Origin of the sequence: Rhizobium sp. N731, from assembly GCF_001664145.1 — a bacterium.
Classification (GTDB): Bacteria; Pseudomonadota; Alphaproteobacteria; order Rhizobiales; family Rhizobiaceae; genus Rhizobium; species Rhizobium esperanzae.
The window spans coordinates 3,258,621-3,280,426 of the sequence record NZ_CP013601.1; the positions used below are offsets into that span (position 1 = coordinate 3,258,621).

At 59.5% G+C, this 21,806-nt stretch carries 15 protein-coding genes, 1 tRNA gene and 2 pseudogenes; 12 read left to right on the top strand and 6 right to left on the bottom strand.

Going from position 1 to position 21,806, the window contains the following annotated elements:
* The first annotated feature begins 134 nt into the window (after positions 1 to 134).
* The 3 genes from AMK02_RS16000 (at position 135) to AMK02_RS16010 (ending at position 2,875) form a co-directional block, all read left to right on the top strand.
* Positions 135 to 1,142, top strand: coding sequence for a LysR family transcriptional regulator (locus tag AMK02_RS16000; RefSeq protein ID WP_064804301.1), 1,008 nt, complete (start codon positions 135 to 137; stop codon positions 1,140 to 1,142).
* A gap of 97 nt (positions 1,143 to 1,239) precedes the next feature.
* On the top strand, positions 1,240 to 1,701 hold the full coding sequence (locus AMK02_RS16005; RefSeq protein ID WP_064804303.1) for a hypothetical protein: 462 nt from the start codon (positions 1,240 to 1,242) through the stop codon (positions 1,699 to 1,701).
* A 304-nt stretch (positions 1,702 to 2,005) separates the two neighbouring features.
* A complete protein-coding gene (locus AMK02_RS16010; protein WP_064804305.1) occupies positions 2,006 to 2,875 on the top strand; it encodes a Hint domain-containing protein in 870 nt (289 codons plus the stop codon).
* A 188-nt stretch (positions 2,876 to 3,063) separates the two neighbouring features.
* Here AMK02_RS16010 and AMK02_RS16015 read toward each other — a convergent pair whose 3' ends face one another.
* Positions 3,064 to 3,339: a hypothetical protein gene (locus tag AMK02_RS16015; RefSeq protein ID WP_064804307.1), complete on the bottom strand. Its 276-nt coding sequence runs from the start codon at positions 3,337 to 3,339 to the stop codon at positions 3,064 to 3,066.
* 157 nt (positions 3,340 to 3,496) lie between these two features.
* Between AMK02_RS16015 and iolG the strand changes: the two genes are divergently transcribed.
* Positions 3,497 to 4,489, top strand: a complete 993-nt coding sequence (gene iolG / locus AMK02_RS16020; RefSeq protein WP_064804308.1) for an inositol 2-dehydrogenase — start codon at positions 3,497 to 3,499, stop codon at positions 4,487 to 4,489.
* Between the two features lie 155 nt (positions 4,490 to 4,644).
* Here the strand turns inward: iolG and AMK02_RS16025 are convergent, their stop codons facing one another.
* The gene (locus AMK02_RS16025; protein WP_064800413.1) at positions 4,645 to 5,595 is read right to left on the bottom strand and encodes an IS110 family transposase; all 951 of its coding nucleotides are present in this window, start codon (positions 5,593 to 5,595) and stop codon (positions 4,645 to 4,647) included.
* A gap of 356 nt (positions 5,596 to 5,951) precedes the next feature.
* Positions 5,952 to 7,175, bottom strand: coding sequence for an ROK family transcriptional regulator (locus AMK02_RS16030; RefSeq protein WP_064804310.1), 1,224 nt, complete (start codon positions 7,173 to 7,175; stop codon positions 5,952 to 5,954).
* Positions 7,176 to 7,447: 272 nt separating this feature from the next.
* Between AMK02_RS16030 and xylF the strand changes: the two genes are divergently transcribed.
* From xylF to AMK02_RS16050, 4 genes are all read left to right on the top strand, one after another.
* Positions 7,448 to 8,488, top strand: coding sequence for a D-xylose ABC transporter substrate-binding protein (xylF, locus tag AMK02_RS16035; protein ID WP_064804312.1), 1,041 nt, complete (start codon positions 7,448 to 7,450; stop codon positions 8,486 to 8,488).
* 261 nt (positions 8,489 to 8,749) lie between these two features.
* The gene (locus AMK02_RS16040; protein WP_064804314.1) at positions 8,750 to 10,063 is read left to right on the top strand and encodes a sugar ABC transporter permease; all 1,314 of its coding nucleotides are present in this window, start codon (positions 8,750 to 8,752) and stop codon (positions 10,061 to 10,063) included.
* A gap of 14 nt (positions 10,064 to 10,077) precedes the next feature.
* Entirely contained in the window at positions 10,078 to 10,860 is a 783-nt protein-coding gene (locus AMK02_RS16045; RefSeq protein ID WP_064804315.1) for an ATP-binding cassette domain-containing protein, read from the top strand.
* A gap of 201 nt (positions 10,861 to 11,061) precedes the next feature.
* Positions 11,062 to 11,138: transfer RNA gene (locus AMK02_RS16050), tRNA-Arg, on the top strand.
* 277 nt (positions 11,139 to 11,415) lie between these two features.
* Here AMK02_RS16050 and AMK02_RS32165 read toward each other — a convergent pair.
* A pseudogene (locus AMK02_RS32165) lies at positions 11,416 to 11,696 on the bottom strand (non-homologous end-joining DNA ligase); the annotation flags it as partial.
* 198 nt (positions 11,697 to 11,894) lie between these two features.
* On the opposite strand from AMK02_RS32165, the gene AMK02_RS16060 reads away from it, so the two are divergent.
* Positions 11,895 to 12,605, top strand: a complete 711-nt coding sequence (locus AMK02_RS16060) for an SOS response-associated peptidase (RefSeq protein WP_064804319.1) — start codon at positions 11,895 to 11,897, stop codon at positions 12,603 to 12,605.
* Between the two features lie 197 nt (positions 12,606 to 12,802).
* Here AMK02_RS16060 and AMK02_RS16065 read toward each other — a convergent pair whose 3' ends face one another.
* Positions 12,803 to 13,732, bottom strand: a complete 930-nt coding sequence (locus AMK02_RS16065) for a sialate O-acetylesterase (RefSeq protein ID WP_442966360.1) — start codon at positions 13,730 to 13,732, stop codon at positions 12,803 to 12,805.
* A 1,540-nt stretch (positions 13,733 to 15,272) separates the two neighbouring features.
* Here AMK02_RS16065 and AMK02_RS16070 point away from each other — a divergent pair.
* The gene (locus tag AMK02_RS16070) at positions 15,273 to 16,340 is read left to right on the top strand and encodes a cyclic nucleotide-binding domain-containing protein (RefSeq protein ID WP_064804323.1); all 1,068 of its coding nucleotides are present in this window, start codon (positions 15,273 to 15,275) and stop codon (positions 16,338 to 16,340) included.
* A gap of 696 nt (positions 16,341 to 17,036) precedes the next feature.
* On the opposite strand, the pseudogene AMK02_RS32170 reads toward AMK02_RS16070, so the two are convergent.
* Positions 17,037 to 17,194, bottom strand: a pseudogene (locus AMK02_RS32170) (DUF1515 domain-containing protein); the annotation flags it as partial.
* A 346-nt stretch (positions 17,195 to 17,540) separates the two neighbouring features.
* On the opposite strand from AMK02_RS32170, the gene AMK02_RS16080 reads away from it, so the two are divergent.
* Complete coding sequence (locus AMK02_RS16080) at positions 17,541 to 19,523, top strand: acyltransferase family protein (RefSeq protein WP_064804325.1); 1,983 nt, start codon at positions 17,541 to 17,543, stop codon at positions 19,521 to 19,523.
* Between the two features lie 303 nt (positions 19,524 to 19,826).
* Positions 19,827 to 21,680, top strand: coding sequence for an adenylate/guanylate cyclase domain-containing protein (locus AMK02_RS16085; protein WP_064804327.1), 1,854 nt, complete (start codon positions 19,827 to 19,829; stop codon positions 21,678 to 21,680).
* Positions 21,681 to 21,806: the final 126 nt, after the last annotated feature.

Here is a 21,806-nt window from a genome sequence, read left to right on the forward strand (position 1 = left end):
CAACCAGCACACGGCGGCAAACTGGTATGGATTCCTATAACTGTCAAATAGAATAAGTGGTAATGTGCATAACAATTTTGGTATATCGTTAAAAAGTATTACTTTTGATGGAGCGCAGTGGGGAGGCTGCAACCATGACGATCGTTTCAGAGCCAATTTCGATGGATCACGTCGATATCCACAGCGACAATTTCGGCGACGACAGCTTTCTTCGTTCGGGACTTAAGCTGAATCACCTGCGCATCATCGTCGCAATCGAAGATAGTGGACAGATTTCCGCAGCCGCGGATGTGCTCAACATCTCGCAGCCCGCCGCATCGCGCATGCTGTCGGAAATGGAGGCGATCACCAAGACGTCGCTTTATGAACGCGTCGCCCGCGGCGTGGTGCTGACGACCTTCGGCGCGGCGCTCGCCAGACGTGCCCGCAAGATCCTGTTGGAGCTGCGCGAGGCGAGCCGCGAGATCGGCGAATTGAAGAGCGGCAAGGGCGGCTCGGTCTTCATCGGCGCGGTGACGGCGCCGGCCATGAGCCTCGTCGTGCCGGCGATTAACAGGGTGCGCAAGGCCTATCCCGGCATCGAGATCAACATCCAGGTGGAGACGAGCAACGTGCTCGCCCGCGAGCTGCTTGCCGCCCGCCATGACTTCATCATCGGCCGCATTCCCGACGACCTCAACCCGCGCCTGTTCGAGGTGAAAGAGATCGGCATCGAACGGGCCTGCCTGATCGTGCGCAACCGCCATCCGCTCCTCAAAAGAAAGAAGACGAGCAGTCTTTCCGACGTCAGGGATTACGACTGGGTGTTCCAGCCGCCGGGCACGCTGCTGCGCCGCACGATCGAAGACATCTTCCTGTCGCGCGGCGTGGCGCTGCCGGAGAACATCGTCAACACCTCCTCGCTGCTGCTCACCTGCGCCATCGTCTGCGAAACCGATGCGATCGCCCCCGTCGCCGTCGACGTCGCCCATTTCCTCGCAAGCCAAGGTGCCAAGGCGTCCGACGTGCGCATGCTGCCGATCGATTTCGACATCAACGTCAAGCCCTACAGCCTGATCACGGCGAGAGAACGGGCGCTGCCGCCGAGCGCCAAGCTGCTCTACGACATCATCCTCGAGGAGAGCCGCAAGCAGGGCGGCTAGAGCGCGACGCGGTTTTCGGGCGAGATCATGCTCCATCGATTTAACCGCAAGCTCTGCGCCATCTTGCCCAGATCTTATGTCGTCGAGAGGAAGGCGCATGCTGTTCGGACAATCGGTATTTCAATCAGTGCTCGAGCGGCTGAAGGCGGAGGAAGAACCGGCCGAACAGACGCACGCGCCGGCTGCCCACCGCGTATCCGGGCTTGCCACCGGCCTCGCATTCGATGTCATGGAAGGCATCTCGGTCGCCTCGCAGCGGATCGGCGACGCTTATTTCGACAATCTCGGCAGCGAGCCTGCGGCCGAGGAGGCTCTTCCGCCGGAGCCGGAACCCGTCATGCCGGACCATCTCGCCCGCATTGCTCCGGAAGAGATCGCCGTCGAACTGGCGATCGCTGCCGCCGATACCCAACAGACGCTGAACGAGAAGCGGCGCACCTTTGCCAAGGCCAATCATCCTGACGGCGTCGCAGAGCCTTTCCGCGACAATGCCAACAGGCGCATGATGATCGCCAATCTGCTGATCGACGAGGCGATGCGCCGCCTGCCACATAGCTGAAGCTATCTCGAGCGCGGGTAAACACTCCGACGCCATGGAGGAGCCGCCATCCGGCTCGGTACGCGCACGCTATATGTGCTGTTTTCCGGCGATTCAACCGGTCACGACGGTACTCAGTTCGATTCTTTCGCGCTGCGGTAGCATATAAACCTCCCGCTTTTTGATATCTGACATAGCGTATTTCGCGACCGCCTAATCCATGCCTACGTCATTTTCATAGGGCACCGCTCTAACTGGCGAAATTGAATGCGATACAACACGTTGTAGCATCGAGCGGTTGAAATGTTTTCAGGAGATCGCCCACATGTCATCTACGGAAGATCCGAAGCAGCCGCGCAACACTGCGCGCAGACATTTTCTAGGCGTAGCCGCAGCCGCCGGTGCTCGCCTCGCCGGCGTGGCGGCCATGGCAACGGCAATTTCCACCTCTCCGGCCAAAGCGATGGGTCGCCGTTGGGGACGTGGCGGCTCCGGTGGACATGGAGGTTCCGGCGGGAGCGGTGGCCCAGGCGGAAGAGGTGGCCATGGCGGCAGCGGCGCAAATTGCTTCCTGCGGGGAACGGCGATCCTGACGGATGGCGGTGAGAAGCCCGTCGAGGATCTCAGCATCGGCGATCGCGTTGCCCTTCCGGACGGCAGCACCCGTGCGGTCAAGTGGGTCGGCCGCCAAAGCTTCAGGAAGAGCGGCGCACGCTGGCAAAAAGACGTCGCGCCGATCCGGGTTTGCCGCCACGCACTGGACGGGCACACCCCACATTCGGATCTCTATCTGTCGCCTGGTCATGCGCTGTACCTGGACGGCATTCTGATCCAGGTGAAGGAGCTCGTGAACGGCACGACGATCGCACCGGTCACTCCGGCCACCGACGCATCGATCGACTACTATGCCGTCATGCTCGATACGCACGAAGTTATCCTAGCCGAAGGTGCTGCGGCCGAGTCCTTCCGCCTGCAGGACAGCAATCACGAGAACTTCTGCAATTTTGCAGAGTACGAGCGTCTCTATGGAGAGGAACGCAATGTGATGACACCCTTTGCGCCGTTGCTCGGAGGCGGCTGGTCACATTTGAAAGCGCTTCTCCTGCTCAGCGTCTCGCCGCTGGTACCGATCCGCGATCCGTTCGGGAATGCCTGCGAAAAGATCGACGCGCAAGCTAGGGAATTGTCACTCTGACAGGACGGGACTGCGCGGAGACCGGGCTCGCTGCACGCGGAACCGTGCGCCGGTCTTGCGATAATATCGAACAAAGATGTCAAGCGCGGCGCGCATCGGAACGAGCGCGGCGCGCTTCGATTATTGGGCTGAGACCAAGCGGACGATGCTAGCCGATCGCCTACCCGCTGCGGCGAATCGCCCGCTGATTATTCCGCCAGCTCGCCTTTCGAAGGCTTTTCCGCGGATGTCTCGGGCTCTTCCTCTCCCTCGGCATCAGGCTGCACAACCGGCTCGGCCGCCTGCGGCTTGAAGGTCCAGAACAGCATATAGAAGGCATAGGCACCGGCCGCCGCGGAGATCACCGCCCAGAAGGGATCGCCGCCGATAATCTCGACCGTGGCCCAGCCGAAGCAGACGGCAACGATGCCGACACGCACCCAGAGGCGCTGATATGCCGGATGGTTCGGATCGATCAGTTGCATGTCTGTCCCCACGGTCGCATTTTGTCGCACTGTCCTTTAGTTTGAATCTTGCAAATGTGAAAGAGTCGCGGGCTTGACGCGACGCAAAGATGATGGAATGAAAATTTCAGATTTTTGGCAATTCGGTTTATTTGTTCCGAATTCAAGGGAGATTGGAATGACTGTAAGATTTGGTCTTCTCGGCGCCGGCCGCATCGGCAAGGTTCACGCCAAGGCCGTCAGCGGCGATGCCAATGCGACGCTGGTCGCCGTCGCGGACGCCTTTCCGCAGGCGGCGGAAGCGATCGCTTCGGCCTATGGCTGCGAAGTCCGCACCATCGAGGCAATCGAAGCCGCCAAAGACATCGACGCCGTCGTTATCTGCACGCCGACGGACACCCATGCCGACCTGATCGAGCGCTTCGCCCGCGCCGGCAAGGCGATCTTCTGCGAAAAGCCAATCGATCTCGACGTCGCCCGTGTCAAGGCCTGCATCAAGGTGGTGGAAGAGACCGGCGCCAAGCTGATGGTCGGCTTCAACCGCCGCTTCGACCCGCATTTCATGGCCGTGCGCAAGGTGATCGACGACGGCAAGATCGGCGATGTCGAGATGGTGACGATCACCTCGCGCGACCCAGGCGCCCCGCCGGTCGATTACATCAAGCGCTCGGGCGGCATCTTCCGCGACATGACGATCCACGATTTCGACATGGCTCGCTTCCTGCTCGGCGAAGAGCCGGTCTCGGTGCTGGCGACCGCTGCCGTGCTGGTGGACAAGGCGATCGGCGAAGCCGGCGACTATGACAGCGTCTCGGTGATCCTGCAGACCAAATCCGGCAAACAGGCCGTCATCTCCAACTCCCGCCGCGCCACCTATGGCTACGACCAGCGCATCGAAGTACACGGTTCCAAGGGCATGGCGGCAGCCGAAAACCAGCGCCCGGTCTCGATCGAAGTGGCGAACGGCGACGGCTACACCCGCCCGCCGCTGCATGATTTCTTCATGACCCGCTACACCGAAGCCTATGCCAACGAGATCGCCGCCTTCATCGCCGCGATCGAAAAGGGCACGAAGATTGCGCCCTCCGGCGCCGATGGCCTGGCAGCACTGGCGCTCGCCGACGCCGCCGTCCAGTCGGTCAAGGAAGGCAAGCTGATCAAGATCGGCTGACGGTCCTCTCCCGACCGGAAGTCGTGCATGAGATGGCCGGGCTCTGCCCGGCCGTTTTGCGTTTGTGGGGCAGGCTCAATAAGGCCCCTCCTTACAGGGAAAGGGAGAGTTCGACGGAGCCTGGCCCCTTCGCCCCAGCGGGGAGCAACCATGTTTCATTTTTGCTGGTATTGTGGCGTCCATTCGGTCTTTCGAGAGAGGATTGTGTTGGCGAGAACGATGAGTTTGCGTGCGACGGCTATGACGGCGCACAGGTGATCCTTTCCGTTCTGACGCAAGCGGGCGTAGAAAGAGGCGAGATCCGGATTGTGCCGGGTTGCCGTAAACGCGCACATGAACAGGCTCTTTCGCAGGCGTTCGCGACCACCCTGGATGCGGCGTCTGCCATGATATTTTCCGCTATCATCGTCATAGGGTGCGACGCCGGCAAGGGCGGCGATCTCGGCGCGGCTGGCATGGCCGAGCTCGGGCAGCCGAATGATCAGGCACAGGGCGCTGCGCAGCCCGATGCCCTTAATAGAGGTCAGCAGATCGAGCCGTTGCGAAAGGTCACAATCGTCGCGAACCATCTTTTCGAGCCGCAGCAGATGGGCCTTTCGGCAGGTTTCGAGGCGGGCGACCTCGCGCGCATGACGGCGCTTGATCGCCTCCGACAAGGCGGTCTCGGCAAAGGTTTTGATCAGGGCGATCTGCTGCTCGATCTGTTCCAGATAGGTCAGTTCGGCCGCCAGTTTGTCGAGGCGTGCATCCGGCAGCGCCGGCAACTGCTCGAGACTTGCCGTGAAGAGCGCAATCAGCACGGCATCGAGGCGATCGTTCTTGGCTCGCTTGAGCCGGCTCTTGGCAAAGAAGCGCAATTGCGCCGGCTGCAGACGCGCCGCCGGCCGCTTGCCGGCCCGCAGATGCGCCAGCAACCGCCATTCATAGCCGCCGGAGGCTTCGAAGCCGATGCGGCTGACGTCATGCTCTTGAAGAAAGGCGTCAAGCGCCTTCAGGCCAGCAGCGTCATAAGTGACCCTCAGCCTTGCGCGGCCGGGATGGAGGGCAATGTCGAGATGGCTTTTGCCGACATCGATTCCGGCACAAATCATGCTATTATCGGTCATCTTCGTCGTCCCTGTCTTGGATACGAACCCCAAGGTTCCTGCAACCACACGGGCCAGATGAAGAGCCGGTTGCGATCCTGCTCCCCACAGCCCCTAACGGCTAAGAAGGTGACGATCCGACAACCAGCTGCCGGGCGGGCGGCCACCCGCCCGGCAGGCATCAGTATCCTACATTTTGCTCATCCAAGAAGGTGGCCCGAAGGGTCGGATGAGGGGGCCGCGGACACAAGGCTGCCAGCTGCTCCAAGGCCCAAAGCAATATTATGACAGAGACTTAAAGAAATCTCTGTCGGCGGTTGTGGCCCCCTCAACCGCCCTTCGGGCACCTTCTCCCCGCTGGGGCGAAGGGGGAACCACTACTCCCCGCCCTGAACGCCCGAGACCACGATATCCTGGTCGATCACCGAGAGCGCCCGGTTGAGATGACCTTCGAAGACGAGGATGGGTTCTTCGGGGACGACGCGGATCTCAGGCATGCCTTCCATGCGCACGATATGCGACTGGCCGAGGCCCTCTTCGATGCCCTGGCGCAGCAGGTCGTAGTAGCGGGTGCCGGGGCCGGTGATGGCGATGGGCATGCGTTCGGTGAGGCTCAGCATGCGCGACAGGCCGTTGCCGAGCGCCAGCCCCGCCTGGCGGAAGGCGAAGGTGGAGGTGCGGTGGCCCTGGCGGGCGCGGGCGGCGATCTTGTCGAGTTCGGCGACGGGGACGAATTTCGCCGGGATCGTATCGAGCGGCACTTCGAAGGCGCTGCGCAGGATGGCGTAGAAGCCGGCATACGCCTCGATGCAGCCGCGGGTGCCGCAGCGACAGAGACCGCCACCCGCCATGTGCAGCATATGGCCGAAATTAGGAGCCGAGATCTCCTGGCCGGTCTGGCCGCCGCGCCGGACGATTCCGAGCCCGATGCTGTGCCCGAGCGAAAGTGCGGCGAGCGAACGGAAATCGGCGCCCTTGGCGATCTCCTCGCGGGCACCGAGCGCGGCGGCAACGAGCAGCGTCTCGTTGTCGAGAATGACCTTGGCCTGCCAGTCCGGCCGCAACGCCGATTCGAAATCGATCTGGTCGCTGCCGAAGATCGGCGACCACAGAAGGACCGGCTCGGCGGAATGGACGAGGCCCTTGGAACTGATCGAGATCAGCAGCACCTTGTCCTGGGAGATCCGGGAACGATCGAGAATGCGCGAAAGCCCGGCCTGCACCGCGGCGACGAAGCGGGTGGCACCCGCCGGATCATGCGAGCGCTCCTCGCTGAAACGGTCGATCAGCTTGCCGGCATAATCTACAAGCGAATATTGCACCGCATCCGAAGAGATGATGACGACGATCAGATAGCCGCAATCGCGCCGCTGGCGCAAAAGCACGCGCGGCCGGCCGCGGCCGCTTGCCGCCTGCTGTTCGGATTTTTCGATGATGTGGGCGCGTTCCAGATCGGCGGTGATCGCCGAAATGGTGGCCGAGGACAGGCCGGTGAAATCGGATATTTCGGTATGGGCGAGCGCGCCGTGGCGCCGCAGCACGGACAGCACGAGCACGCTGTTTCTCTGCCGGACCAGCTCCGTGCTCGACTTGGTCAGCATGGATGCCGCCCTCTCCTCCTGCTCTCGTGAGACCATGACGCCGCCCGAAAACCGTTCACGGTTTTCGGCATCATGCTCTTCATCGCCCTCACCTTCCCCTGCATCTCCGGTCGCTTTTGCGCAAGCCAATTAAGCCGGCGATGCAGAGTTGACAGTTGAAAAAATCTCTGACAGTTAATTTCTCGACTGTCGAGAAAAAAATCTCGGCAGCTTTCGCGGTGGCCGGAGGAAGCATGGGCTGGGCCGGTCGCAACTCACTCGGGAGGACAATTATGAAGTCTATTATGAAACTGATGGCAGGGGCTGCCATTCTCGTTTCCGTGCATACTGCCGCCATGGCTGCCGATCTCGTCGTCGGCGTTTCCTGGTCGAATTTCCAGGAAGAGCGCTGGAAGACCGACGAAGCCGCCATCAAGAAGGCTCTCGAAGCCAAGGGCGCCAAGTATATTTCCGCTGACGCGCAGTCTTCTGCCGCCAAGCAGCTGACCGACGTTGAATCGTTGATCTCGCAGGGCGCCAACGCGCTGATCATCCTTGCCCAGGACTCCGACGCGATCGGCCCGGCAATCGAAAAGGCCGCCGCTGAAGGCATCCCGGTCGTCGGTTACGACCGCCTGATCGAAAATCCGGCCGCCTTCTACATCACCTTCGACAACAAGGAAGTCGGCCGCCTGCAGGCTCAGGGCGTCTTCAAGGCGAAGCCGGAAGGCAACTACGTCTTTATCAAGGGCTCGTCCTCCGACCCGAACGCCGATTTCCTGTTCTCGGGCCAGCAGGAAGTGCTGAAGGCCGCGATCGACGCCGGCAAGATCAAGAATGTCGGCGAAGCCTATACGGACGGCTGGCTGCCGGAGAACGCCCAGCGCAACATGGAGCAGTTCCTGACCGCCAACAACAACAAGGTTGACGCTGTCGTCGCCTCCAACGACGGGACGGCCGGCGGCGCGATCGCAGCGCTCGACGCCCAGGGCCTCGCCGGCTCCGTTCCGGTTTCCGGCCAGGACGGCGACAAGGCGGCCTTGAACCGCATCGCTCTCGGCACGCAGACGGTTTCCGTCTGGAAGGACAGCCGCGAACTCGGCAAGCGCGCCGCCGAAATCGCTCTCGACCTCGCCGGCGGCAAGGACATGAGCAAGATCGACGGCGCACAGGCCTTCAAGGGCGGCCCGAAGGGCGTGGAAATGCAGTCTGTCTTCCTGAAGCCGCTCGCGATCACCAAGGACAATCTGAACGTCGTCATCGACGCCGGCTGGATTTCCAAGGCTGAAGCCTGCCAGGGTGTGAAGGCCGGCACGGTTGCTGCCTGCAAATAAGTGAACTTTGAATTAGAATAACCGGCGCCGCAGCGGAAACCGCTGCGGCGCCGGATGCGGACGGGAATTCCAACGACGAAGTTTTCTCCGCCTCGCCGCACCATCGCGGATTTGCATTCCCTGCCGGAAGGATGTCGCGTCGCCACGCCACGGTTTCCGGAAGCATCGCGATGGTCAGTTGAAGAACAGACGATGACGCCGCCGACAATTTCAGGCACCCCGGCGCAGCCGTCCAAACACAATGGGGGAACGGCAAAACCCATGGCCGAAATGGTAAAATCAACGACATCAAGCGGGCCGCGAACGGCGGAAGCCAATGCGGTGACCCGCTTCTTCCGCGCAACCGAGATCGACACACGCCTGCTCGGCATGATCGGCGCGCTCATCATCATCTGGATCGGTTTCCACATCATCACCGGCGGCCTGTTCCTGACCCCGCGCAATCTCTGGAACCTCTCGGTCCAGACGACCGACATCGCGATCATGACGACGGGCATGGTGCTGATCATCGTCACCCGCAACATCGACCTTTCGGTCGGTTCCGTGCTCGGCCTCTGCGGCATGATCATGGGCGTGACGCAGGCGAAGATCCTGCCGGAATATATCGGCTTCGACAGCCCCCTCACCTGGGTGATCACGCTGCTCGTCGGCCTCATCGCCGGCGGCCTGATCGGCACCTTCCAGGGCATGATCATCGCCTTCCTCAACGTTCCCTCCTTCATCGTCACCCTCGGCGGCCTGCTCGTCTGGCGCGGCGCGACCTGGCTTGTAACCAGCGGCCAGACGGTTGCCCCCATGGACCAGACCTTCCGCATCATGGGCGGGGGCGCGGAGGGCTCGATCGGCGCCACCTGGAGCTGGATCGTCGGCATCGCCGCCTGCCTCTTCGTCATCGCCAGCATCATCGGCTCGCGCCATCAGCGCCGCCGCTTCGGCTTTCCGCGCCGGCCGATCTGGGCGGAATATTTTCTCGCGATCCTCAGCTGCTTCCTGATCCTCGGGGCCGTCTCGATCGCCAACAGCTATTACTGGCCGATCAACATCGCCAAGAAATATGCCGAGACCAACAATATCCCCTGGCCCGAGACCGGCCTCGATATTCCCTATGGCATCGCCGTGCCGGTGCTGATCGCCATCGTCGTCGGCATCATCATGACCTTCATCGCCACCCGCCTGCGCTTCGGCCGTTATGTTTTCGCGATCGGCGGCAACCCCGAGGCGGCCGAACTCGCCGGTATCAAGACCCGCTGGGTGACGGTGCGCATCTTCGCGCTGATGGGCATTCTGGCCGCAATCGCAGCCGCGATATCAACCGCCCGCCTCAACGCCGCAACGAACTCGCAGGGCACGCTCGACGAGCTCTACACCATCGCCGCCGCCGTGATCGGCGGGACGTCGCTGGCCGGCGGCACCGGCACGATCGCCGGCGCCATGCTCGGCGCGCTCGTCATGCAGTCGCTGCAATCCGGCATGGTGCTGGCGCATGTCGACACACCGCTGCAGAGCGTCGTCGTCGGCACCGTCCTTGTCGTGGCGGTCTGGCTCGACACCGTCTACCGCGCCCGTGCCAAGTGAGAGGAGCTCCAGATATGGCTGATCAACGCACTCCCCTCGTGGAACTGAAAAACATCTCGATCTCGTTCGGCGGCATCCATGCCGTGGACAATGCCTCGGTCGATCTCTACCCCGGCGAAGTCGTCGCCCTGCTCGGCCACAACGGCGCCGGCAAATCGACGCTGATCAAGATTCTCTCCGGCGCCTACAAGCGCGACTCGGGGGAAATCCTGATCAATGGCGAGCCGGCCGACATCCGCAATCCGCGTGACGCCAAGAAATACGGCATCGAGACGATCTACCAGACGCTTGCCGTCGCCGACAATGTCGACGCCGCCGCCAACCTCTATCTCGGCCGCGAGCTGAAGACCCGCTGGGGCACGCTCGACGACGTGGCGATGGAGGCCTCGGCGCGCCAGGTGATGGGGCGCTTGAACCCCAACTTCAAGCGCTTCAAGGAGCCGGTGAAGGCGCTTTCGGGCGGCCAGCGGCAATCGGTGGCGATTGCCCGCGCCATCCTCTTCAACGCCCGCATCCTGATCATGGACGAGCCGACGGCGGCCCTCGGCCCTCAGGAGACGGCGCAGGTGGGCGAGCTGATCAAGCAGCTGAAGAAGGAAGGCATCGGCATCTTCCTCATCAGCCACGACATCCACGATGTCTTCGACCTCGCCGACCGCGTCTCGGTGATGAAGAACGGCCAGGTGGTGGGCCACGCCCGCACCGAGGACGTGACCAAGGACGAGGTGCTCGGCATGATCATCCTCGGCAAGGTGCCGCCGAAAGCTATCCCCGGCCCCGGCGCCATGCAGATCTGACGCCACCGGCGCCCTGCCAGACAACCAAGCTCCGCCGCCCGCAAGGCTGGCGGAGTTTTTTATGCGTTCTCGGAGGCCGACAGATAAAAACACGTGCCAAACCTCAAGCATCGGTATTTCTGAGAATTTCGCGATTGAAGCCGGCCGCAAGCTAGGCTAAGAACCACCCATCGGACAGGCGATTCAAACCGCCTTCGGCATGCACCCGTAGCTCAGCTGGATAGAGTGTTGGATTCCGATTCCAAAGGTCACAGGTTCGAATCCTGTCGGGTGCGCCAGCTTTTCCAATACTTACGGGTGACTTACGACCACCAATTGAGCAGCTACGCAGACTCACAGCGCTGGTGGCGCAAAGAGGGCGCCCCGTCCGAAGGGATTGTCTTCCTCAAGGATTATGCCGCAGATAACGGCTGCTGGCTTCAAACCAATAGCGGCCAGAAGCAAAATTGCTTTTAAGCAGACTTGCATACGTGTGCTCAGAAGCGCCGCAGCGTCGTTGTTTTTCCTTTCGTGCAGCGATGCCTAAGCTGCCTCAATTGCGTGAGGCTGTAATTCTCACGCCATCTCATAAACCGCGGCGTGATCCTGCGCCTCCCGCAGTCCCTTATACAACGCATGTCGCAGCATCTCGTCATGCGTCCAGCCTGGATATTCGATCTCAGCAACAAGGTCCGGACGCATGTAGACTGCGTTGCGCTTCCTCCCGGTATCGACTGCGGGCTCGCCGAAAATCAGCTTGTCCATCTGCTCACGGTAGCGAACGCTTCTTGAAGCCGTTTCCCACTCCCCGACATAGACAACTCATTACCTCCGCGAGCGGCGAGCAGAAGCCGTCCTGAGGAAGAAACTCGAGGCGGCCGAGCGCGGGGACCTTGACCGATGATTGCTGGATTGATCCTCTGCGCCTCACTGACGGCCGTCGACGCTGCCGGCTCGTCAAAGTCGGCCGGAACCGCACCTTCTGCCGCCTCGGCATTGACGTCTCTCAGCGGCGGCACATATCGCAATATCTGGTACCCCCTACGGATTAAGGCATGTGTCGTCGCATCTACGTTAGTCAGTCTTTTGACGAGCTGGCACAAAGTTTCAGCTTTGCCGAGCGCGGTAAGGTTTACGACCTGGGCGAGCGCCTCCCTCGTTACAACGGCGCTCCCGCCGAAGTTTATCACATCATCATTCAGGACGTGGGACGCGATTGTGTTCGGCCAAAGCCTGCCTTTGCCATCGCTCGCTGGGGCCTCATTCCGTCATGGATGGAACGACCGCGTCACCAGCTGCCCGCCCTCGCGCCTTGTGAAAACATAGCCTCGAATGATCTATTCCAAGATGCCTACCGGTCACGCCGCTGTCTGGTGCCGGTTAGCGGCTTTTTTGAATGGCAGGACGGGATTTATAAGAAGCAACCCTACGCTGTTGCTATGAAGGACCGTTCGATGTTCGCGCTGGCGGGCATCTGGGAAGAATGGCGCCACCCGGCCGGCCTCGATATCCGGAGCTTCGCTGTCGTCACCTGCCGATCAAACGAGATGATCTCGGCAGTCCACAATCGCATGCCAGTTGTTCTTCGTCCCGAGGATTACGAGCGCTGGCTGTCTCCAGATCCAGACCCGCGCGGAACGATGAAACCGTTCGATGCCAAAGCGATGACGATTTGGCCGATCGCGCGCCGCGTAAGCACCGCCAGAAAAATTGGGCCTGAGGCCCTACGTCGGGTTGATCTCAACACAAGGCGGGCGTCGCAGTAGGATTAGCAAATTCAGGTAGATTGACGATTTTCTGCACCATGTCATCCTTCTACCTGCCGCTCCCCTTCGTGCGGCATCCTTGATAAGGTCGCATCAGTCCTGGTACGAAATGCCCCGTCCTGGCGGGGCATTTCGCTTTATCAGGACTCCGGTACTGCAGGAAGGCTTCGCGCAGATCTGGGGAATTGCTGACAAGACTATCGCGTGCTTTCCAGGTGGCTCTCGCCACGCAGAAGGTTCAGCCAGGCCTGCGACACTTTCTCCGCGCCTGAGCCCCCGATATGGCAATCGTCGTAGCGGTCGTCTCCATCGAGTGCCGCGTCAGAATTGACGCCCTCTCGGATACCGTGACCGCTTTTTGATAGGGCCAGTTGCGCCCGTACGATCGCATTGTCCGGAATGTGTGCCTTGAAGCCGCCGTTGCTCGGTTCGAGGCATTTCGATGCGATCGAAATGTAAACGGGTGCTTCGACGCCGTGCTGACGCAATGTGTCGACCATCGACATGAAATGTTTCTGATAGGCCTCCGAAGTGGTGCCCATAACGAGGTCCGCCTCTCCCTGCACCCAGAGGACGCTCGTTATCCGATAACCGGAATCCTGAAGCTGTTTCACTGTATCGACCAGCACAGGATTGAGGTCACCGCCTGTCGCCCATCGTGCGACCTCTGATCCGCCGTATGCGAGAGGTGCGAGGACGACGCTGTCGTTTTGTCCCGACGCGATCACTTTGTTCCCAAGAAGCGTCCAGTACTCTCCCTTGGTATTGGTCGAGCCAAGAAGCGGCGACGCCGCGATGAAGCACCGTTTGTCAAAGGCGTTTACAACGCGAGCGCCATAATCCGACCGGTGCCGTTGTCCACCGTAGTTGGCCGCGTTCGATTGGCCAAGAATGAGTAGGACAGCAGTTCGATCAGTTTGAGCGGGGCAGGTCACAGCGGTTTTTGATTCATCGGCAATGAGTCGTTCCTTGTCGTCGAAAGTATAACGGCTTGGAGCCGGCGGCTTCTCTCCGACAGCTGTTTTCTTCAGCGCGGAAAGTTGTGGCCAAGGAAAGATCTCATGTCTCGCGCTCATGCCGCCGAGAAAGTACATGGCGATCATCGCGGCCAGGGCGACTGTTAGCATTCTAAGGATGACTTCACCTTACTCGTCATATGATTATTCGAAGCTTGTACAGCCGCCACTGTCACGCAGAAGGATGGCGCGCTTTTGAAGATGATCAATTGCCTAAACTTGTAAATCTGCATTCACTGGTCTGGTATAGTTGAAAGCAGCGATGGCTCTTTAGGACGAACTCTTCTTAATGTGCCACAGCAAGCATACAGCTTGCCGAAGTATTTTTTGGGAGAGCAAGTCACCGTTGAGACGGCGCCGTTTTTTTCGTAACCCTGCTACGCAACACGAGCATGAGGCAACGTGGGGGGACAGAATCGCACCGGCCGCTCGTCAACATCTACCGAGCGTATGGGGAGAGATCGGGAGGAGGAAGGCTTTGCCAGGACATGGAGCCAGAAGCAGCGGAATGACTGGTGCACTTAGCACAGTTGCGCTCCCAAAGACTTTGCTGACGAATTCGAGCGCCCACCGAAGTACGCTCCACACCGCCAGCATAAGCTTTCAACTTTCCGGGGAGACGGCCTCGCGTTGACTAGACGCTGGGTCTGGGCGGTCGTTTTCGGCCAACTCCTGGAACCGCCGTTCCGATGAGACGAGCCGACTGGTGGACGCCAGCAACTCGTATGAGCGTTGGATGAGAGCGCGGGAGGATTTCAACGGGTCGAAGGGGGGCTTGCCCATAGGTGCACACCGCAATTTGCAGGCGGGAGCACAGAGTAACCCTCAGCCGTCAGCGCCTACGAATTCGGTTGCCGACGATAGAGCGGATGTAGGGCCTTTTTCCGAAAAGTCCACCTTATCAACTTTCACAGGTGGGCGGCCAGCACGCCGCCACGTTTGCGGTTTATGAGAATGCACCGGGGCGGACTGTGCTATACGTTGAGAGCGCCGTGCCCGCGAGGGGCCGCCCTTCGAGCGACAGCCTCAGAGGAGCAAATCAGTTGCCGCACCTTCCATGAAGATCCAATTTGGCGAGCTACACGGGTTCCAAAGAGAGCCTGCGCCGGAGGAACTACGAGAAAAACGCCACCGCGCGGCGGATTGTTGACCACCTGAACCGGCTTATTGCGGACTTTACTTCTTCACCTTTCGTCACATTACTTAGCTTAGATCTTGGCAAGGTGGGTTTGATTTCAAGATACCGGAAGCCCCTGCGCCGGGCGTTTCCTGTCGGGTGCGCCACCACTTCTCACGCTTGCCATCTTGGAAATGGCTCGGCATCCGTGTGAGAGGGGTGACCGACCTCACCGGAAGCTCGGAAGGAGCTTTCCAAAAACCAATTTTAATCAAATAGTTGAAGAATTCGCCCCTGCATACGTGCGTTTGCGGCCGACCCTTGATATAGCCGCTGCACCGTTAGTGTCGCACAGTCAGCAAGGTCACGCGCTCCCTTTCGCTGTTCGGATGATCTACATTCCCGTGAAATGTTGTAACGCGATTCCGGCTGCCAAATTCTTTGCTGCGAAGACACATTGCATCAGTCCCCGTTCCCTTGTGTGTGGCCCGAAGGTATCTATTGTCCACGAATGCCGGGCGTGGGGAGTATGTAATGTCGGCAGTGCCTTTCTCAAAGATTTCGACGCCGCTCAATGCGCTGTTCGCTACAATCGGTCTCCTGGTCGTTGCCGCACTGACGACGCAGGGCCTTACTGGACAGGAGAGGCTTGTCCTTGAGCTGCTACTTGCGGCAATTTGGCTGGTCTATGTTCTCCAACTGGGCGGCACATTGCTTTCACGACGGCGCCGCTTGTCGGGGGATATGACGGCCCTCGTGATCGATTTGCTCGCGGTTCTGGTTCCGGCTGCTGCATTCTTGTTGGTTGGGTCCCGTGATCGAGACCTCTATTGCGCCGTTTGGCTTCTCAAGCCGTTGCGCGACTCGACCTTCTTCAGGCTGCTGGCAAAGGTGGTCGCGAATGAATCGCGCAATCTGCTTGGCGTGACATCGGTGTTCGGCATCGTTCTTTTTGGCGCTGCGTTGGCCGGTTATATCATCGAGCGAGACGTCCAGCCCGATAAGTTCGGCAGCATTCCGCAGGCGATGTGGTGGGCGGTCGTGACGCTGTCGACCACCGGTTACGGTGACGAGATCCCGCAGAGTCTTGCAGGTCGAGTTCTGGCCGGATTGGTGATGATGAGCGGGATCGGTATTTTTGCTCTTTGGGCCGGCATCCTCGCCACCGGCTTCTACGAAGAGGTTCGCCGCCAAGACTTCGTTCGCAACTGGCAATTGGTCGCTGCCGTACCCCTGTTCCAGAAGCTTGGTTCCGCTGCACTGATCGAGATCGTTCGGGCGTTGCGACCGCGCATTGTCCCCGCAGGTGCCGTGATCTGCCGCAAGGGCGATGTTGGCGATCAGATGTTCTTCATTGTCGAGGGGCGGGTCACCGTGGCGACACCCGACCATCCAGTGGAACTCGGTGCCGGAAACTTCTTTGGCGAGATGGCGCTGATCAGTGGCGATCCTCGCTCAGCGACGGTCAGCGCAGCAACCGAGGTATCGCTGCTGTCGCTCTACGCCGTGGATTTCCAGATATTGTCGAGCAGTAGTCCGGAGATCGCGGAGACCATCCGCAAGACGGCGCTGGAGCGGCGGGGCGGGCCGCCGAGGGAATAACCAAAGCCTGATGGCTGCGGCATTGCCGCGGCCGGTGGAGGTGGCGCCTTGACCGGCTCATAGCGCAGGATAGCTGCGCCGGCCGCGGTGTCGTGCTGTCGAGTAGCTTCAGTGGAAGCTGTCGGCCCGCCGGTTTGAAGGCTTCGCTCGCAGCTGGAGCCCCAAGCAGCGCAAGGATTGGTGTGGCTGATTGTGAGAGCGAGAGTGGCCGCCCAACGTACAGGAGATACAATGCTTGGGGTGAGCAAGTGATCGCTGAGCAGCCCGCCCCAATGATACGAAATATTACTGCAAGTAGAAGTCAATTTGTGTTTTCGTGCGAAATCCAAAAATAGATCCATTAGTTGTAAAAGACATTTGTGGACGCAGAACTGTTAAAAGTAATATTATTGAAAAAATCTCCAGCTTGTGCAAAGTAGTCGTCGCAGCGCCCCGACGCGTTGTGCCCACAAACACCCCCATTCCTTGATCCCCGCTCTTGCGGGGTTTCTTTTTGTGCAAACAGAACTCGTAGCATCGAGAGCAAATAATCTGTCCCAAACCGCACAGGAACTAGGATGGCCGCCAAGCGTTATCGCATTGAGACCGCGCAAGATGCCTGCGCTCGCAAGCCTCTGACTTCCGACGCGCGGTTTCGTCCTCAACTAATTGCCCCGTCTCGGCGGGGCTTTTTTTATCCAGAGCGCACGACACTGTTCAGTTGATCTTTGGCCAGTGCCGCACCCAAGTCACCGCCCCGTCACTCATATATGCGACAATGCCGCCGATTGTGAGGCCGGCGAAGGCGATCAGCCCTGAAATCCCGAGCCGATCGCCTTCATCCTTTTCCACTCCTCGAAAGCGGGCTGGACCGCCGTACGGTCTCGATCACCCCGGTCTTCGTTGCTGCGACTGTTGTTGGCAGCCTGTCTCCGGCGATGAACGCCTCAGGGGCGAGCGCCCTCAGTGACACGCCAGAAATCAAGGCAGCCTGTTGCGAAGGTAACTGCGGTTGCATCGCTCCTTCCGATTGCCCATCGAGGGTTCCGGAATGCCGATTTACAACAGCACAGAAAATAAAGATTGAAATCGGCCCCGCCCCCAAAGCTTTTATCAGGCCGTACTGTTCTCCCTCGAAGATCTCTGTGTTAGGTCAGCCCAAAAGCGCCACCCCTGCGCGCGACCAAACTACGCTCTCGATATCCAAGGCAGGCGTTAGCATTGAAGGTTTACCGACCAGAGATTGACGGCCTAAGGGCCATATCGGTGATCGCGGTTATTCTCTATCACGCCGAGTTCACGGTTGCCGGCCACACCTTGCTTCAGGGTGGATACATTGGCGTCGACGTATTTTTTGTGATCAGCGGCTTCCTGATTTCCCAGATTCTGCTGACGGAAATCGAAGCGACGGGGCGTATCGATTTCCTGAAATTCTATGCCCGGCGCGCCCGGCGAATTCTGCCGGCATTGTTCGCAGTCATTTTCGCGACGATGCCCTTCGCCTATTATTTTTTGTTGCCATTGGAACTCACGGACTACGCGAACTCCGTAGGTTCGTCGCTGCTGTTCGGATCGAATATCTATTTTTATTTCACTGCGGCCCAGTACGGGGAGCCCAATACCCTTCTCAAGCCTTTTCTTCACACCTGGTCGTTGAGCGTCGAAGAGCAGTTTTATATCGCCTTTCCGGTCTTGTTGCTGATCGTGCGCAGATACCTGAAATCGAGGTTTTTGCCATGCGTGTTGGTCGCGGCAGCCCTCAGCTTTGTATTCTGTTTCGTCACGGTACGGCACGATCCGCAGCAGGCCTTCTATTCGCCACTCACCCGGGCCTGGGAACTGCTGGCCGGAACACTTCTCGCCTATTACGAGCTGAGGCGTGGACGGCCTCGCCCCCAGCCGTTGCTCGCAGCGGCCGGGCTTATCCTCGTTCTCGGTTCGCTCATCCTGTTTAAAAGGGGCACGGTTCATCCTGGCCTGGTCACTGTCATCCCGGTCTTTGGAACCTGTCTGGTGCTGGCATTCGCCAGCCGTGAGAACGCGGTCGGGCGCCTGTTGGCTTCTCGGCCTGCGGCGCTCACCGGACTGGTGTCCTACTCCTTATATTTGTGGCACTATCCGGTCTTCGCCTTCACGCGGCTGACAAGCTTGCATTTCGATAATGGTGACAAGCTTCTCGCCGTCGCAGTGACGGTGTTGGTCTCGGTCGTCAGCTTCGTCGTCATCGAAAAGCCCCTGCGCCACACCAGGAGAAGCCGCGCTCTGTGGATCACCCTGAGCACATCGGTTGCCACCATCGCGGCTGCTGTCCTGTCAGCAATCCATATGGCCGGCTTTCCCAACAGATTGGATGACGTCTATTCACCTGTCGCGCAGGCGAACGAGGCGCGGCTCGAAAGCACTTTTCTAAGCTTGAACGACAACATTCAAGCTGAAAAACCCATTATCTTCATCATTGGGGACTCGCACGCCAGAAACTGGTCGATCGCGCTGAAGAATTACATCGATACCGACCGATATCAGATCGTCGCGGTCAGCTACTTGAACTGCATGGTGGAAATCAAGAACGATATTATTAAGGCTCCCTCTCGCGCCAGCATTTACGACAAATACTGCATTCCCTTTGAAAAATATATCAACGACAAATCGCTGCTCAGCCGAACCAAAGCAATCTTCCTCACCAGCCTTCGGCCTTTCGAATACCCCGTCAACCCGTTCAGGTTCGAGCTCATTTCCTGGATGAAAAGCCATTCGGATAACGCGCGCGTTTTCGTTTTCGGAAATTATTTCCAGCTCGACGAATTGCACTCGTGCCTGGGACTGATGTTTCAGAGAAAATCCGATGCCTCCATATGCCTGCGGGAAGCGAGCTATCCGCCGGCCAACCAGCCCTTGGAGCAACTGCCATTTTTCCCGTCCGGTCTTCCGTTCACCTACATCGATATCGTCAAGCTTCACTGCGATTACGACAAGGAGAAGTGCCTGACCAGCAGCAAGGGTGTTCCGTTCATCATAGACTGGAACCATATGACGGCAGAATTTCTGACGACCTTGATTGGCGACATTCTGGAAAAGAGAACCGCCGATCTGCGGAGCGACGGTCTGCTCGATTTCCTGGTACCGCCGCACGCCACGCAAGCCGAACAAACGGCGAGTTCTCAGCCGAACGCTGGCGCCACGTCTGCCGCTCCTCCATCAAATTAGATCCGGATTTAGGCATGCCCATCGCCTCGATGAGTTGGTTCTCGTCGCGCATGACATGGAAGCAGACGATGAGCGTCCTCCGCTTTCCATTCCTATAGCGGAAGTCGCTGCAGCCGATCGAGGCGGCATGCATTCCAGTGATCTTCGATCCGATACCGTGCCGTTCCATTCCCGGTTTTAGAGCCGCAGCGGCATCGGGCGCCACCGGCCGAATGCTCCGACGGATGTTTATTAGCCATCGCCGAAACATGCGGCAAAATCGTGTATAATGTCTGGGGAGAATTCATGTCGGGGGATTGAGACATGGAGCGCAGGTTATCTGCAATTCTAGCCGCCGACGTGGTCGGATACTCCGCACTTATGGAACAAGACGAAGCGGGCACATTTGACCGTCTTCGAGCGCGCCGCACCGAGCTTTTCGAGCCCGAGATCGCGCGGCATCATGGGCGCATCTTCAAGCTCATGGGCGACGGCCTCCTCGCGGAATTCGGCAGCGTGGTCGACGCCGTCGAATGTGCCGTGTCTTTGCAGCGCGGGATGACCGAGCGCAACGCCTCTGTTCCTGAGGAGGACAGGTTCAACGTCCGCATTGGTATCAACATCGGCGAAGTGATCGTGGACGGTGACGACCGCTATGGCGAAGGCGTAAATGTCGCGGCCAGGCTGGAGCAACTCGCGCCACCGGCCGGGATCTGCGTTTCCGGCAAGGTGGCGAAGGAGGTCGAGAACAAACTTGCATTTACCTTCGATTCCGTTGGGCGGCAGAAGGTCAAGAACATCGAAGAGCTTGTCGATGTCTACCAAGTGCGCATCGACGCCGCGCCACGCCGACGCATTCGACACAAGCGCGGGAAGGGCCGAGGATGGTGGGCCATTGGGGCCGTGGCAACCATCGTCGCCTTGGTGGCCGCATGGATGGCGTTACAGAATCCGCTGACCATGGTCTCTCCTGCGGGCCCTCGTACGATTCCTTCTGTCGCCGTATTGCCCTTCGCTGATCTCAGTGCCGACAAGAGCCTTGGGTACATGGGAGAAGGGCTGGCGAACGACGTCATCGCGATCCTCTCGCGCTTTTCTGACATTGCGGTCGTCTCGCGAACTTCGTCGTTTGCCTACGAGGGCAAGCAAGGCGACATCCGCCAGATCGGCAAGGAACTGGGCGTCGGCTATGTCGTCGAGGGCAGCGTGCGTAAAGAAGGCGATAGAGTGCGCATCGTTGCACAGCTTATCGACGCTAAAACGGGAGACCATGTCTGGGCGGACCGCTTCGATAAGGCGGGAACTGACCCATGGGCGATTCAGGATGAATTGACCGGCAAGATCGTGGGCGCGATGACGGGCGAATACGGAGCCATTCGCAAAGCGGACTACAGTCAGGCCTGGGGTAAGGATGGCACCAATCTTGCTGAATACGACTACTACTTGCGCGCGGAAAGCCAATTGAACCTCTACACGAAGGAAGGTATCGAACGATCCGGTGAGATTTCACGACAGGGCCTGCTGGCATTCCCTGGCTCCCCTCTTTTGACCGTCGAATTGGGGTGGTCTCACTGGTTGAACGCCGCGCTGCTCTACAGTTCTGACCCACAGGAAGATCTTCGGGAGGCGGAGCGACTGGTCAATCAGGCCCTCGCAGACAAGAATCTGAGCCCGCAAGTGGCGAGACTGGCAAACTGGCTCAACGCTTGGCTCCTGACCCTCAAAAGGGACCATGATGGCGCTCTTGCGGCAATGAACAAGGCCATCGCGGCGGCACCCTATAATGCGTTCACGCTTACCGACGCAGGAAGTATCTTTCTACAAGCCGGTCAACCCGAAAAGGCGCTGGAGCTGACCGACGCTGCAGCCGCGCGGGACCCTGCGCTATCTTGGTTTTTCAACTATGTGCGAGGTTTTATCTACATCGTGCTTGGCAAAAACGAGAACGCAGTTGAGGTCCTGAAGACAACGGATTTCGCCGACGCACCATTGCAACTAGCCATCGCCTATGTGCGTCTTGGACGCGAGGCAGACGCCCGAGCCGCCGTCGAGAAGATGCTCAAGTCAACTCCGACTGCGACGATCCAGTCGTGGCGGCAGACCTGGAACTTCCGAGATCCTTCTATTATGGATCACGCCGCAGCAGACCTTGCGCGCGCCGGCCTTCCGCCGCAATAGGCTGTCGATGGTATTCGGGCTTCGTGGCGGATTCCATTCGCCGCCGTCTGCCGATGGGCAGGTTTGGCAGAGTCCGGCGGAACTTTTGCGTGCCTTCTTCAATTTAGGAAATACTTGTTCGGAGAT